Annotated in this window: 12 protein-coding genes; 3 read left to right on the forward strand and 9 right to left on the reverse strand. The window is 65.0% G+C overall.

Annotated features, from left to right (window positions below):
* Positions 1 to 42: 42 nt before the first annotated feature.
* Positions 43 to 729 carry an ATP-binding cassette domain-containing protein gene (locus tag KDG50_05170; GenBank protein ID MCB1864798.1) on the reverse strand — a complete coding sequence of 229 codons (687 nt, stop codon included), beginning with the start codon at positions 727 to 729 and terminating at the stop codon, positions 43 to 45.
* Positions 722 to 1,969 (reverse strand): lipoprotein-releasing ABC transporter permease subunit, encoded by a 1,248-nt coding sequence (locus tag KDG50_05175; protein ID MCB1864799.1) that lies wholly within the window; start codon positions 1,967 to 1,969, stop codon positions 722 to 724. Before KDG50_05175 ends, KDG50_05170 begins: the two co-directional genes overlap by 8 nt.
* A gap of 140 nt (positions 1,970 to 2,109) precedes the next feature.
* Between KDG50_05175 and KDG50_05180 the strand changes: the two genes are divergently transcribed.
* Complete coding sequence (locus KDG50_05180) at positions 2,110 to 2,397, forward strand: hypothetical protein (protein ID MCB1864800.1); 288 nt, start codon at positions 2,110 to 2,112, stop codon at positions 2,395 to 2,397.
* 27 nt (positions 2,398 to 2,424) lie between these two features.
* Here the strand turns inward: KDG50_05180 and KDG50_05185 are convergent, their stop codons facing one another.
* On the reverse strand, positions 2,425 to 2,649 hold the full coding sequence (locus KDG50_05185) for an RND transporter (GenBank protein MCB1864801.1): 225 nt from the start codon (positions 2,647 to 2,649) through the stop codon (positions 2,425 to 2,427).
* A 49-nt stretch (positions 2,650 to 2,698) separates the two neighbouring features.
* Here KDG50_05185 and KDG50_05190 point away from each other — a divergent pair, with 49 nt between their 5' ends.
* Positions 2,699 to 3,211, forward strand: a complete 513-nt coding sequence (locus KDG50_05190; GenBank protein MCB1864802.1) for a DsrE family protein — start codon at positions 2,699 to 2,701, stop codon at positions 3,209 to 3,211.
* Between the two features lie 42 nt (positions 3,212 to 3,253).
* On the opposite strand, the gene KDG50_05195 is transcribed toward KDG50_05190, so the two are convergent.
* From KDG50_05195 to KDG50_05215, 5 genes are all read right to left on the reverse strand, one after another.
* Positions 3,254 to 4,447 carry a hypothetical protein gene (locus KDG50_05195; protein MCB1864803.1) on the reverse strand — a complete coding sequence of 398 codons (1,194 nt, stop codon included), beginning with the start codon at positions 4,445 to 4,447 and terminating at the stop codon, positions 3,254 to 3,256.
* On the reverse strand, positions 4,437 to 5,225 hold the full coding sequence (locus KDG50_05200; GenBank protein MCB1864804.1) for an outer membrane lipoprotein-sorting protein: 789 nt from the start codon (positions 5,223 to 5,225) through the stop codon (positions 4,437 to 4,439). Before KDG50_05200 ends, KDG50_05195 begins: the two co-directional genes overlap by 11 nt.
* The gene (locus KDG50_05205; protein ID MCB1864805.1) at positions 5,206 to 7,554 is read right to left on the reverse strand and encodes an MMPL family transporter; all 2,349 of its coding nucleotides are present in this window, start codon (positions 7,552 to 7,554) and stop codon (positions 5,206 to 5,208) included. Before KDG50_05205 ends, KDG50_05200 begins: the two co-directional genes overlap by 20 nt.
* A complete protein-coding gene (locus KDG50_05210) occupies positions 7,544 to 8,185 on the reverse strand; it encodes a TetR family transcriptional regulator C-terminal domain-containing protein (GenBank protein ID MCB1864806.1) in 642 nt (213 codons plus the stop codon). The genes KDG50_05205 and KDG50_05210 overlap by 11 nt, the downstream gene beginning before the upstream one ends.
* A 151-nt stretch (positions 8,186 to 8,336) precedes the next feature.
* Positions 8,337 to 10,121 carry a histone deacetylase family protein gene (locus KDG50_05215; protein ID MCB1864807.1) on the reverse strand — a complete coding sequence of 595 codons (1,785 nt, stop codon included), beginning with the start codon at positions 10,119 to 10,121 and terminating at the stop codon, positions 8,337 to 8,339.
* Between the two features lie 152 nt (positions 10,122 to 10,273).
* Here KDG50_05215 and mfd point away from each other — a divergent pair, with 152 nt between their 5' ends.
* Positions 10,274 to 13,732 carry a transcription-repair coupling factor gene (mfd, locus tag KDG50_05220; GenBank protein ID MCB1864808.1) on the forward strand — a complete coding sequence of 1,153 codons (3,459 nt, stop codon included), beginning with the start codon at positions 10,274 to 10,276 and terminating at the stop codon, positions 13,730 to 13,732.
* Between the two features lie 277 nt (positions 13,733 to 14,009).
* On the opposite strand, the gene KDG50_05225 is transcribed toward mfd, so the two are convergent.
* A complete protein-coding gene (locus KDG50_05225) occupies positions 14,010 to 14,171 on the reverse strand; it encodes a hypothetical protein (GenBank protein ID MCB1864809.1) in 162 nt (53 codons plus the stop codon).
* Positions 14,172 to 14,174: the final 3 nt, after the last annotated feature.

Raw genomic sequence — 14,174 nt, forward strand, 5'->3', positions numbered from 1 at the left:
ACCTGTGTGTTCGATGTTCGGGCGAGACGTAGCTGTCTCACGCTAAACGCCTTCCAGTCGCCCGTCGACCAGCCGCAGCCGCCGATCCATGCGCGCGGCAAGGTCGAGGTCGTGCGTCACCAGCACCAGTGCGGTGCCGATTTCGGCATTCATGCGGTCGAGCAGCTCGGCGATCGCCTGCGCGTTGTCGCGGTCGAGATTGCCGGTCGGTTCGTCGGCAAGCACGCAGCGCGGTTGCGTAACGAGCGCGCGCGCGATCGCCGTACGCTGACGCTCGCCGCCCGACAGCTCGGTGGGTTTGTGGTCAATGCGTTGGTGCAGGCCGACGCGTTCAAGCATCTGCCGCGCGCCCGCGAAGGCCTGCGCCGGTGTCCGGCCGGCGATCGCCAGCGGCAACGCGACGTTTTCCAGGGCGGTGAACTCGGGCAGCAGATGGTGCATCTGGTAGACGAAACCAAACGCCCGGTTGCGCAGCCGGCCGAGCGCGGCCTCGCCCAGCGCGTAGAGGTCCTCGCCGTCGATGCGCACGCTGCCGACGTCCGGTCGATCCAGCCCGCCTAGACACTGGAGCAGGGTCGACTTGCCCGACCCCGACGCGCCCACGATCGCCACGCGCTCTCCGGCGCGCAGTTCGAAATCGAGCCCGCGCAGCACATCGACGACCTGCGGGCCTTCGCGGAAACGCCGCTCCAGTCCGGTGGCCGACAGCACGACCGCCGCATCATTCATAGCGCAGCGCCTCGGCCGGCTGCACGCGCGACGCGCGCCATGCCGGGTACAGCGTCGCGAGCAGGGTCAGCGCGAATGCCACGATGGCGACCAGCGAGACATCGCCCCACTGGAGTTCCGACGGCAGATCATTGATGTAGTAGACGTTCTGCGGCAGGAGTTCGGTCCCGAACCAGGACTCGATCGTTGCAACGATGGATTCGAGATTCAGCGCCAGGGCGACTCCGAGGACGATGCCGAGAACCGCGCCGGCCGTGCCGATGATCGTGCCCTGCACGATGAAGATCGACATGACCCCGCGCGGGGTGAGCCCGATCGTGCGCAGGATCGCGATGTCGCCCTGCTTGTCGTTGACGACCATCACCAGCGCCGAGACGATGTTGAACGCGCCGACCGCAACGATCAGCGACAGCGCGATGCCCATGAAGCGCTTTTCGAGCTGCACCGCACGGAAGTAATTCTGGTGCTCGCGCGTCCAGTCACTGACATATACGCCAACCGGCAACGACATCGCGACCTCGCGCGAAACCCGCGGCGCGGCATACACATCGTCGAGCTTCAGGCGCAGTCCGCTGACCGCAGCGCCGATGCCGAACAGCTTCGCGGCATCCTCGTTGTGCACGATCATCAGCGTGCGGTCGTACTGGCCCATGCCGACCTGGAACGTGCCGACGACCTTGAAGCGGCGCAGACGCGGCAGCAGACCCGTGGGACCGACACTGATCTGCGGCGTGATCACCGTGACCTGCTCTCCGACCCCCACCCCGAGCTTGATGGCGAGTTCGACGCCGAGGATTGCGCGATATTCGCCCGCAACGAGCTGATCGAGCGAACCGCTCTTGAGCTTGTCCTGCAGATCGGACACCGTGGTTTCGAGCGCCGGGTCGGCCCCGCGAATGATCGCGCCCGACACCTGACTGCCGACGGTCAGCATGGCCTGGCCGTCCACATACGGGGCCGCCGCCATGACTTCGCGATGCTTCAGCACCGTTTCGCGCATCTGCGGCCAGTCGTTCAGCCGCCCGTCAGTGCCTTCGATCGAGACATGCGCCGTCGCACCCAGCATGCGCGCGCGAACCTCGGTCTGGAAGCCGTTCATCACCGACAGGACCACGATCAGCGCGGCCACGCCGAGCGCGATGCCCGCCAGCGAGGCAAACGTGATGAAGGAAATGAAGTGGTTGCGCCGCTTCGAACGCGTGTAACGCAGGCCGATATACAGCGGCAGTGGCTTGAACACGGGCTGGAAATCTCGGTGGCTGTGGGCGCCGCATGTCGCAGACGCTGACGGGGTTACGGTGCTATATTCAGATCGTTCGCGTCCGCCGGGCCGGACTGACCATTCACACTGACGGACCGGCATCGCACGAGGAGGTTCCGATGCGCATTCTACCCCTGATCAGCCTGACCGCAGCCCTGACCGCACCGGTTGCAAGCCACGCCGACGTGCTGCTGCTCGACAGCATCAATCGCGCACCGCCCAATTCGAGCGCTGGCTTGGAACGTCCGGCCGGTGGCGAATCCATGGAGACCGTGCTGTCGCGCTACGGTGAACCGTCGCGACGCGTGGCGGCCGTCGGCGAACCACCGATCTCGCGCTGGGTCTATCCGCAGTTCACCGTGTATTTCGAGCATTCCCTCGCGCTGCACTCGGTCGTTGCGCGTTAGTCAGGCCCCACGCAGCTCAGCGGGCGGTCAGCCCGCACGACGCATCCGCACAAGGCGCACGACGGCCAGTGCCGGAAACAGTGCGTGCCAGAACAGATCGAACCAGTCGAGCGGCTTCGACAGGGTTCCGTTACCCAGCATCCGGAGCTTTTCGACCAGATGCGGTTCGGGCACCGCCGGCCACGGCGCAATCGCCATCCAGACCGCCAGCACGAGCAAAATGCCCAGCGGGATACGATCGATCCAGCTCATGGACCGACGACCCGAACGGTTCCGTTCTCCAGCAGGCCGGAGGTCGGCAATGAAAACGCTCTCAAGACTGTTCGCATGTGCAGTGATACTCCTCAGCGCCGCACCGGCGCGGGCCGATGGCACGATCGTGCAGACCCCGTACGGGGAGCAGAAGGTGGTCTTCGACTTTTATTTCGACGACCCGACCAAGATCAATTCGGCATTGTACTGGGTTCGATCGCTCCTGAACCCGCTGATCAGCGAACCGTACGGGCACGCGCCGGAGCTGCTCGACCTGGTCGTCGTGATTCACGGCACCGAGATCGTCACGACCGTGAAGAAAAACTATGAAAAGTACCAGGAAGCCGTCGAGCGCATGAAATACTACAAGTCGCTCGGCGTGCGCTTCCGCGTCTGCGGGCTCGCCGCGCATGACTACGGCTACGAACCCGGTGACTTCCATGACTTCGTCGACATCGTGCCCTCGGCGATCACAGAACTCGCGCACTGGCAGCTGGAAGGCTTTGCCGTGATCGCGCCGAACATCATGGACAAGAAGTTCTCGATCGAAGAGATCCGCTAATTCCAAACATCACGGTGGCAAGCACACCTGACGCACATTCGATCAGAAATACCGCGCGAGTTCGATGCGCACGTGATCCTCGTCGCGCAGCGCGAACAGCGGATCGCGGGTATCGACGTCACTGAAGATCCGCGCATCCACCGACAGTTTCCAGCTCGCGCCGAACCTGCGGCTCGCTTCCACGAACCACGCACGGGTGCCGTCGCCCAGGTCCTGGATCACGCCCACCAGCGCCTCGGTGCTTTGCACGTCGTTCGCGGCCCAGCGCGCACCGACAAACAGGTCGTGCTCGAACGGCGTACTGGCCTGATCGCGCCGCTCGTCGTAGTGCAGCTCGGCCAGCAGACCGAGATCCGCGGCACTCTCGAATATCCCGTAGCGCGTGTATTCGAAACCGCCGACGGCTGCGAAATAGCCCGGCCCCTGTCCACTGCGGTGGATGCCCTCGAACTTCCACAGCCAGGCGTCGTGCGTGAACTGAATGTCCACCCCGGTCTGGTCGATGATTTCATAGAGTGGCCGCAGCACGGGCATACCGCCGCGATCAAGTGCCGGCACGAAGCGTGGCTCGCGACTTGTACCGTGAAAATGCGAAATGCCGACATCCCAGGCATCGAACGACCGGCGCCAGCGCAATGCGAAATCCACATGCCACTCGCGCGCGCCGGACGCATAGATCGGCCGATCCGTATCGACGACCGGCTGGGTGCGCAGCCGACCCCGCGGCCCGGGAAGCGTGCGCTCGCGAAAATACGGCAGAACGAAGAAATCCAGGTTGCCGAAGTCACGTTCGAGTCCGAGCTTGATCAGCGGCTGGCCCAGCTTGTCCTCGCCGTCGATGTTCTCGACGGCATCGGTCTGGTTGATGATGTCGACCAGATGCGCGGACTCCGTCACGCCCCAGAACACCTTGTCAAAGCCCAGGCGCAGCTCCCAGCGGTCACCGACATACAGATAAAACGCCTCGCGCAGATCCGCGTGGGTGCGTTCGTTGTCGCGCCCGTCGTAACGCGCGAACGGCGTGATGGTCAGACTCTGCCGGCCGTCGTCCCAGTCATGAAAGAACTCCGGTTCGACTGAAACCGACAGGCTGTCGCCGTGCTGATGACCATCGGGCGGCGCATGTGCAAACAGCCGCGCCTCGAGCGCGACGTTGCCGGACCACTCCGCCGCACCGGCCGCGCCTGCCAATAGCGCAACCAGCAGCGCAATCGCGATTCGACGCTCAGCGCGCACGCTTCAGGCTGTTCTGGCTGAAGTCGTTTTCGTTGAATCCGTGACCAAAGCGGTAGTCGTTCCAGCGCAGGATCGTGCGCTTGCCCGTCTGGTGGTTGCTCATGTCCATGACGCCGGCACGCCAGTACTGACCGAGATACTGCTGATACTCGCTGAAGATCAGCGTCTTGAGGTGTGCGTTCTTGCGATCGTAGTAATCGACCTTGGCCGGCCGGTAGTGCTCCTTGTCGATGAACACGACCTCGCGTGTGTAGCCGGAATTCTCGTCGACCGGGTCACGTTCGACCACGAACACCGGCCGGCCATCGAGCACATCGTCACGCAGAAAGCGGTGGCTGTACTTCTCGATTTCCTGCGAGTTCAGGTCTTCGTACGCGAACTCGCTGCCCATGAACGGCCCGGATTTGTTCGACGATGCGATGCGCTTGACCCGCTTGAGCGCCGGCAGATAAAGCCATTGATCGTCCGGACCCTGCTTGTGCGTGTAGGTCAAAAGCGAGGTTCCCTTGACATCGGCCGGTTCGTCGAAGCTAATCAGCGACTTGTCGCCGTCACCCGCGGTGGCCCCCTCCAGCACGCGCGTGTACATCGCGCGCACACTTTCCTCGCCATGGCGATTATGCAGAGTCATGACCATCTCGGCGGTGAAATCGCCGAAGCCGGTATCGCGCCGATCGGTCTCAACCGCAATCGCGCGGCCCTGTTCCTCGGGCGTCTGCGCCATCGCCGCGCCGGCGACCAGGGCGAGCGCGAGGAGCCTATTTCTCGACACGAACATGATCAAACCTCAACAGCAGTGACGGCAGGTACAGAAAGTCGATCGCCAGCGCGAGCGCAATGGTGATCGCCGTCAAAAGGCCCATCTGCGAGTTCAGCACGAAGTGCGACATCGCCAGCACCAGGAAGCCGGCCACCAGCACCAGTGTGGTGATCCACAGCGCCATGCCGACGGTCGAAAACGCGTACCGCACGGCGTCCGCCGGCAGCAGGCCGCGCTCGCGGCGCGCACGCAGGTACTTCGACAGGAAATGCACCGTGTCGTCGACGACGATGCCCAGCGTCATGCCGCTCACGACCGACAGCGCCAGCCCGATGCGCCCGACGGCCAGTCCCCAAATGCCGAATGCGATGGCAATCGGCAGCAGGTTTGGCACCAGGCTCACGAGACCGAGTCGCCACGAGCGGAATGCGATGATCAGGATCGCCGAGATCACGACCAGCGCCAGGATCGAACCGAACAGCATCGAGCGGATATTCCGATAGCCGATGTGCGAGAACATCACCGTCGGACTCGACCCGTGCGTGCGCATCACCGGCGGGAAGTTTTCATCCATCCAGACCGCAACCCGGTCCTCGAACGCAATCACGCCGTTGCTGGAAAGGTTCTGCAGCGTCACGTTCAGGCGCGTGGACGACTTGCTGACGTTCAGCTGATCGTTCAGGTCGAGTCCGAACGGCAGCGAAAACTCATACAGCAGCAGGTACTGCGCGGCGAGATCGCGCGCGGCGGGCAGGCGATACCAGGCCGGGTCATCGCCATGCATGCTCTTGTTCACCCGCCGCATGATGTCGGTGAAACTGTGGACGTGGCGAACCTCGGGCTGCGCACGCAGGAACTGCGCAAAGGCGTCCACGCGCTCCAGGTACTGCGGGTCCGCAACGCCGTTGGGTTCGCCGGAGTCGATCGAGAACGCGATCTGGTAGAGCCCGGTCAGGTGGTCGGAGGTGTAGTCGGTGTGGGTACGAAATTCGATGCTTTCGTCGAAGTATTTCACGAACTCGTCGTTGAGTTCGTTGCGCGGAATGAACGCAATCGCAAAGACGATCAGCGCCGTATTCGCCAGGAACAGCGGCCGCTGGTTGCGGATCACGAACTCGGCCAGCCGCTGCATGGAACCGGACGCACGCGTTTCGCCCGGCTTTACGCGGCTCGGCAGCAGCACCATCGCGGCCGGCAGAAAGGTGATCGAGAGCAAAAACGCATAGACGACACCGAACGCCACCATGTTGCCCAGATCGCGAAACGGCGGTGCTTCGCTGAAGTTCATGGACAGAAAACCGACCGCCGTCGTCAGGCTGGTCAGAAACACCGGTTGCAGATTGACCCGCAGCGATTCGCGCATGGCCAGCGCGCGTGAATGTCCGGCCCGCAGCTGTTGCAGATAGGTCGTCAGCAGATGCACGCAGTCGGCGACCGCAAGGGTCAGGACGATCGTCGGGACCGACATCGTCGGCCCGGTCAGCGCAATGCCGGCCCAGCCCGCCGCGCCCATGGTCGCGGCGATCATCAGCACGATGATCACGAAAGTCACCAGCGTGCCCCAGACCGAGCGCAGCAGCACCGCCAGTGTGACGAGCACCAGCGCGAACATCAGTGGCACGAGCGTGGCGATATCCGCGAACGACGCCTCGGGGAACGCGTTGTTCAGCATCACCACGCCGGTCAGATGAACCTGATAGCCCGGATGCGCGAGGCGAAACGCCTCGGCCATCGCCCGGACCTTGGCAACCACGGCCTCCACCGCATGCGCCTTTTTGTCGTCCGGCAACTGCACCGTGACATTGACGCCAGTGACGCGCGCATCGGGCGCAATCAGGCGCCCTGCCAGCAAGGGTTCGGCCAGCGCAATGGCGCGAATGCGCGCTAGATCGGCATCGCCCAGCGTCTCGGGCGCATCGACCAGATCGCCCACCGCGAGATCATCGCCATCGGCCTCGGTGTGCTGGAAGTTCGTGATCGAATCCACGCGCAAGGAGTGCGGAACCTGCCAGCTGTCCAGCGTCAGCCGCTGGACGGCCGCCAGCGTCTCGCGCGTGAACACCTCGCCATCGGGCGGTGTGATCACGAACAGCACGTTGTCGTTCTTGGTATAGATGTTCTGCAAGGCCTCGAACGCGTTGAGCTGCGGGTTGTCCTTGCTGAAGAACACGCGATAGTCGGTCTCGAAGGTCAGAAAGCGCGCGCCGCTGGCGAGCAGCACGGTCAGCAGAACCGTCGCGAACAGCACCCAGACCGGATGGCGCAGCACGGCATCGAAGAAATGCTCGTAGCGCGTCGGCAGACGCGGCGGCCGTTCCACAACCGCTGTCGCCGGATCAGCCGACACGGCGCAGCGTCTCCAGATAACGGGCGAACTCCGCGGCGGTATCGGCAATCAGCGAAGGGTCGCGGCGGTTCTTGGCCAGCGTCAGCGCACCCTCGAGCACGACGACGAAGAAGTCGGCAACGCGCCGCGGGTCGAGCGCGGCATCGACCGTGCCGCGCCGTTGACCCCGATCGATGGTGGCGGCGATCGCCTCACGCCAGCGGTCGTAGATCGCCGCGATGCGCGTGCGAAACCCCTCATCGATTCCGGACATCTCCTGGGCGAGGTTCGTCAGCGGGCAGCCGAGCAGCACGGCCGTCTCCGACAGATGGTCGCGGCCGGCGGCGAGCAGGGACTGCAAGCCGGCGATCGGGTCCTGGGCTTCGGCCAGTGGTGCGATCCAGGTCGTTTCGATGAACGTCCGGATCACCTCGTCGACCACCGCATAGCCGAGCTCGCGCTTGCTGGCGAAGTGGTAGTACAGCGCGCCCTTGGTGAGACCGGCCTGGTCGAGGATGCGCGTGAGGCTCGCGGCCTGGAATCCAGCCGCGTGGATTTCGTGGTAGGCCGCACGCAACAGAACGCGGCGTGTATCGACGGCCGGAGCGCCCGCATGCGCGGCGCCGGTCGACACCTGTGCCGTCCGACTCATCGAAAAATCCAGCCATCCATGAACATACCAATCAGTATGTTCAGACCGTTCGGGCGCGTCAATGGCCCGGCGTCACAGTTTCCGCGCGGTGTATGCCACTTCCGGGCAGACGGGGTCTGGCGCGACGCTCACCAGAACGCCGACGCTCCGCTCAGGCGACCCGGTTGCCGGCCGGACGTCGCGCCGGGTTCCGGCGCGTGCGCCCGCCGACGCTGTGCGCTTCGGAAAGTCCCGCGAAGAAATGCCGCGCATTCGTGCCCAGCGTACTGGTGCGATAGCCGCCCTCCTGGACCACGAGAATCGGCTGTTCGAGCGCGCCGATGATCCGACCGTTGCGTTCGAAGTCCTGCGCCTTCAGTGTCCAGGTGCCGGTCGGGTCGTCCTTTGCGGTATCGAGCCCCAGCGCCAGCACGACGTAGGCGGGCCGGAACCGCCGGATGCGCCGCATGGCGTCCTCGAGGGTGCGCTGGTAGCGCTCCACACTGGTTCGCTCCGGCAGCGGGTAGTTGATGTTGTAGCCGTCGCCGTCGCCGACCCCGCGTTCGTCGGCGAAGCCCGCGAAGTGCGGATAGGCGAAATGCGGATCGCCATGAATGGAAATCGTCAACACGTCGGCACGGTGATAGAAGATGTCCTGCGTGCCGTTGCCGTGATGAAAGTCGACATCGAGCACCACCACGCGACCAAACTGGCTCAGATAATTCGCCGCGACGGCCGACGAATTGAAATAGCAGAACCCGCCGAACGCACGCCGTTCGGCATGATGCCCCGGCGGGCGGACCAGCGCATAGGCGAGCGAATAGCCCTTGAGCAGTTCCTCGGCGCCGGTCAGTGCGCAATCGACCGAACCACGCGCGGCGAGATAGGCATTGCGGTTCAGCGGCGTGAAGGTGTCCATGCAGTAATAGCCGACCTGCAGTTCGAAGTCCTTCGGCGGGCGCAGGTTGTTGCGGATCGGAAAGATGATCGGGTAGATCGACTTGCCCGGCGGCAACTGTGCGCAGGCATGGCGCAGATAATCCACATACTTGTGATCGTGCACGGCCTTGATCCACTTTTCCGCCGCGCGCCGCGGCGCGACGCGCGTGAACAGCCCCGTGCGTTCGATGCGGCTCAGTATTGCGGAAAGCCGCACCGGTGCCTCGACATAACCGCGGTCCTTCACATGGTGAATGTCGTGACCCTCGTTGACGACGAGCGCAATGCCGCGGTGCAGCCGCGGGTCGTGCCTGACCCGGCTCGGCACCACGTAACGCAGCGCCCGCAGCTGCACCGGGTCGTCGCGAAACGAGCGCACGACCTCGTCGATCTGCGCCTTCGGCAGCAGATCGCCATACTTGCGATCGAGTATCGCGCGCACCACCGTGCGCGCGGTACGGCGATCCAGCTCCGTCCCCTGGCCCAGCCCGTCGAACACGAGGTAGTAGAGGTCCTTGTCGCCGGGCTTGACCGGTGAAGCGTAGACGTTGTTGATCAGCGGCCGCGCGCCATAGCGCTCATAGAACTTCAGACGCGCGACGTTCTGTGCGAGCACGGCGGCGTCGTCGATCACCTCCGGATCATCCACGCTGCACTCGAAGAACACACCGAGCGCATTGAGCGAAAGCGCCTCTTCGCGCACGCGTTCGTACAGTGCGCCGCCGACGCCGCCACCCATGCCGTCCGGCGCGGTCGAGATCAGCTCCAGATACACCACGTCGATGTCGGTCAGGTGCAGCAGCATTGCGAAGCCCTTGACGCGGCCGACACCATCCTCGGCCACGAGCAGGACCGAACGGTAGCGGTACTTCAGCGGATCGGTGAGCTGCTCGGGCAGCCTTTCGAACTCGACCGGGCGCGCATTCGGAAACTGCGCGCGCAGGATCGCCAGCACCTCGTCCACGGTCTCGCGGTTGCTGGGGGCGACGGCGTCGAAAATCTTCCGGATGCGAAACATGGTGCGGGACCTCGCCTGGCGGGAAACGTGCCGAAGGCGGCGCATTGTCGCCACTGTGCCGAGCAACGAAAGGCACGCGATCACACGCCGGCGCGCGAACCGCCCCGGCACGGCTGTGCAAAAATACGCGCCCCGCGAAATCCGGCCCGCAGATGAATTCTCCCGTCACCCGCAACGCCCAAGGTGTTCAGCCCGCCACGCGACGCTGGGGACAGCTGCACGGTGACGCCCTGGCCTGGGCGGTCGCCGAGCGCGCGCGGTCGGGTGCCGGTCTGACGGTCGTGGTCTGCGGCGAGCCCGTCGCGGCCGAGAGCTGCGCTGCGGCCGTGCGTTTCTTTGCCGGACCGCAGATCAGCGTATTCGGGTTTCCGGACTGGGAAACCCTGCCCTACGACCTCTTCGCGCCGCTGCCCGAGATCGTCTCGGAGCGTCTGCGCACGCTCTACCGGCTACCGCAGGCACACGGCGGTGTGCTCGTGCTGCCGGTCGCGACCCTGCTCGGACGCCTGCCACCGACGGATTTCGTCGCCGGCAACGTGCTGCTGTTCGAGCGCGGTGAGCGCCTGGACATCGAAACCCTGCGCAGGCGTCTGGATGCCGCGGGCTACGTGCATGTCCCGCAGGTCGCGCAGCACGGCGAGATCGCGGTGCGCGGTGCGGTGATCGATCTGTACCCGATGGGCGGCGACCGCCCCTATCGCATCGACCTCGACGATGACGAGGTCGACTCCATCCGCAGTTTCGATCCCGACACCCAGCGCACGATCGAACGCGTCGAGCGCATCGAACTCCTGCCGGGCCGCGAGTTCCCGCTCGACGAGGCCGGCATCGCGCAGTTTCGCAGCCAGTACCGCCGCCGCGTGGAGGGTGACCCGAACCGCTCGCGCATCTACCGCGACATCAGCGATGGTCGCGTACCCGGCGGCATCGAGTACTACCTGCCGCTGTTCTTCCCGCAGACCGCGACGCTGTTCGACTACCTGCCCGCCGACGCGCGCATCGTGCTGGCCGAGGACGCACTGAAGACGGCATCCGCGTTTCTGGAGCAGGTGACCCTGCGCCATGCCGAACGTGGCGTCGATCCGGAGCGGCCGATTCTCGCGCCGGCGGACCTGTACCTGAACGAATCGACACTCGCCGAGCATCTCGCCCGACTCGACGCGGTTGAGACGCAGCCCATGAAACTGCCGGACTCGACCGCGCCGCTGCGCAATTTCCCGACCGGCGCCCTGCCCGAGCTGCACTTCCACGCGCGCGCCGACGATCCGGCCGCCGCCTTCCGCGCCTTCGCCGGGCGGCCCGGATTGCGGGTACTGGTCACCGCCGATGGACCGGGCCGGCGTGAACTGCTGGCCGACACCCTGCGCGATCTGGGCTTTGCGCCGGGCACGACGGCCGACTGGCAGGAGTTTCAGGCCGGCACGGCGCAGCTGGCCGTCGGCATCGCACCGCTCGAGCACGGGCTGTGGCTGCCCGACGACGGACTGGCGGTCGTCCCGGAAGCGAAGCTGCTTGGCATCCGTCCCGCGCAGCGCCGCCGGGTCAGAACCGAGCGCGACCCGGACCAGATCGTGCGCAACCTCACCGAGCTGCACGACGGCGCACCGGTCGTGCACGAGCTGCACGGCGTCGGGCGCTACGCGGGACTGACCCATCTCGATGTCGGCGGCATCCCCGGCGAGTTCGTTGTCATCGAATACGCCGGCAACGACCGCCTGTACGTGCCGGTCGCGGCGCTTGGCCTGCTGAGCCGCTACGCCGGCACGACGCCCGAAAGCGCGCCGCTGCACAAGCTCGGCGGCCAGCAATGGAGCAAGGCGCGCGCGAAGGCGGCACAGCGCGTGCGCGACATCGCCGCCGAACTGCTCGACCTGCATGCCCGCCGCGCCGCCCGCAAGGGGCACGCGTTCCCGGAACCCAGCGGGGACTACGCGGCGTTCGCCGCCGCGTTCCCGTTCGAGGAAACCCCGGATCAGCAGCGTGCAATCGACGAGGTGCTCGGCGATCTCGTGCGCGGTCAGCCCACCGACCGCGTGGTCTGCGGCGATGTCGGCTTCGGCAAGACCGAGGTCGCGATGCGCGCCGCCTATGTCGCCGCCACGGCCGGTCGCCAGGTTGCCGTACTCGCGCCGACCACCCTGCTCGCACAGCAGCATTTCCAGAACTTCAGCGACCGGTTTGCCGACACCGCGGTTCGCGTCGAACTGCTTTCACGCCTGCGCAGCAAAAGCCAGCAGCAGGCGGCCCTCGATGCGCTGGCCGCGGGCGGTGTCGACATCGTCATCGGCACCCACCGTCTGCTGCAACCGGACGTGCGCTTCAAGCGCCTCGGACTGGTCATCATCGACGAAGAACACCGCTTCGGCGTGCGTCACAAGGAACGCTTCAAGCAGCTGCGCGCCGAGGTCGACCTGCTGACGCTGACCGCCACGCCGATCCCGCGCACGCTGAACATGGCGATGGCGGGCCTGCGCGATCTGTCGATCATCGCGACCCCGCCACCCAACCGGCATGCGATCAAGACCTTCGTCACCGAATGGGACGACGCCCTGATTCGAGATGCGATCGCCCGCGAACTCAAACGCGGCGGCCAGGTCTACGTGCTGCACAACGAGATCAGGACGATCGACCAGGTTGCCGAAGACATTCGCAGGATCGTGCCGCAGGCGCGCGTGGAGGTCGGTCACGGCCAAATGGCCGAACGCGAACTGGAACGCGTGATGGTCGACTTCTACCACCAGCGTTTCAACGTGCTGGTGTGCACGACGATCATCGAATCCGGCATTGACGTGCCCAGCGCGAACACGATCATCATGGATCGCGCCGACAAGCTCGGACTCGCGCAGCTGCATCAGTTGCGCGGTCGCGTCGGCCGCTCGCATCACCGGGCCTATGCCTACCTGCTGGTGCCCTCGCTGCGCGGACTGAGTGGCGATGCGCGCAAACGTCTGGAAGCCATCGAGTCTACCGAGGACCTCGGCGCCGGTTTCATGCTCGCAACGCACGACATGGAGATTCGCGGTGCCGGTGAACTGCTCGGCGACGAACAGAGCGGCCAGATTCAGGAGATTGGTTTCGCGCTGTACTCAGAACTGCTGGAACGCGCGGTCGCGGACCTCAAGGCAGGTCGCGAACCAGCGCTGGATGGCCCGCTGGATCGCGGACCGGAGGTCGAGGCCCATGTCCCGGCCCTGTTCCCGGATGACTACCTGCCGGACGTGCACCAGCGCCTGGTGCTGTACAAACGCATTGCGAACGCCGAAGACGACGATGCGTTGCGCGCACTCGAGATCGAGGTGGTGGACCGCTTTGGCCCGCTGCCGCCGGCGGCGAAAAATCTCTTCGCAATTGCGACACTGAAACGCTTCGCGGCAAGCCTGCGGGTGCGGCGCCTGGAGGCGACCGCTTCAGGCGCGCGGATTCAGTTTCATCCGGATCACAGCTTCGATCCCGCGCATATACTCACGCTGGCGATGCACAATCCGGGGCGCTACAAGATCGATCCGGGTGACGACAGCCTGCGCATCACTGAGGCGATGCCTGAAGAAGGTACCGCGCGTATCGCGAAACTTCGCGAGCATCTGAGAAGCATCGCGCCCGAGGCCCGCTAGGGAAACTCTGAATTGTCAGAGTTTCCTGCGGCACATGGACGTGCCGCCATTTTCAACGGGTGTAACACGTTGAAAATGAGAGAAAACGAAAAATCGCTCTTTTTCGGGCAAGCGGGCACAGCAAAACGGTTCGTCGAACCGACCAGGCTTGAGTATCGATCGCGGGATTGACCGATCGCGGCGGTCGACGTCCTGCACGAAAAACGGCCGGTCAGCGTCGCTGAACCGGCCGTCGCACAGACCGGCCACACCACAGGGGTGCGACCGGGCTGAAGTCTTACGGACGTTTCGGGGTAACGTACGGCGCTTCTTTCTGGAACGATTCCCAGATCGTGTCGTAGCCCACGTAGCCCTTTTCGTTCGCCGCCTTCTGGCGGGTCTTCAGAAAACGTGATTCGCCCTCGGGAACCTTGGGACGGGTCTTGGCTGGCTCGCTCATAAC

This window comes from Chromatiales bacterium, assembly GCA_020445605.1.
Classification (GTDB): Bacteria; Pseudomonadota; Gammaproteobacteria; order JAGRGH01; family JAGRGH01; genus JAGRGH01.

What these genes read in the sequence shown, in the direction of transcription:
- KDG50_05210 (MCB1864806.1), bottom strand. Translation starts at nt 8,185, where the DNA reads ATGAGTCGGACGGCACAGGTGTCGACCGGCGCCGCGCATGCGGGCGCT.
- KDG50_05170 (MCB1864798.1), bottom strand. Translation starts at nt 729, where the DNA reads ATGAATGATGCGGCGGTCGTGCTGTCGGCCACCGGACTGGAGCGGCGT.
- KDG50_05180 (MCB1864800.1), top strand. Translation starts at nt 2,110, where the DNA reads ATGCGCATTCTACCCCTGATCAGCCTGACCGCAGCCCTGACCGCACCG.
- KDG50_05185 (MCB1864801.1), bottom strand. Translation starts at nt 2,649, where the DNA reads ATGAGCTGGATCGATCGTATCCCGCTGGGCATTTTGCTCGTGCTGGCG.
- mfd (MCB1864808.1), top strand. Translation starts at nt 10,274, where the DNA reads ATGAATTCTCCCGTCACCCGCAACGCCCAAGGTGTTCAGCCCGCCACG.
- KDG50_05190 (MCB1864802.1), top strand. Translation starts at nt 2,699, where the DNA reads ATGAAAACGCTCTCAAGACTGTTCGCATGTGCAGTGATACTCCTCAGC.
- KDG50_05225 (MCB1864809.1), bottom strand. Translation starts at nt 14,171, where the DNA reads ATGAGCGAGCCAGCCAAGACCCGTCCCAAGGTTCCCGAGGGCGAATCA.
- KDG50_05215 (MCB1864807.1), bottom strand. Translation starts at nt 10,121, where the DNA reads ATGTTTCGCATCCGGAAGATTTTCGACGCCGTCGCCCCCAGCAACCGC.
- KDG50_05200 (MCB1864804.1), bottom strand. Translation starts at nt 5,225, where the DNA reads ATGTTCGTGTCGAGAAATAGGCTCCTCGCGCTCGCCCTGGTCGCCGGC.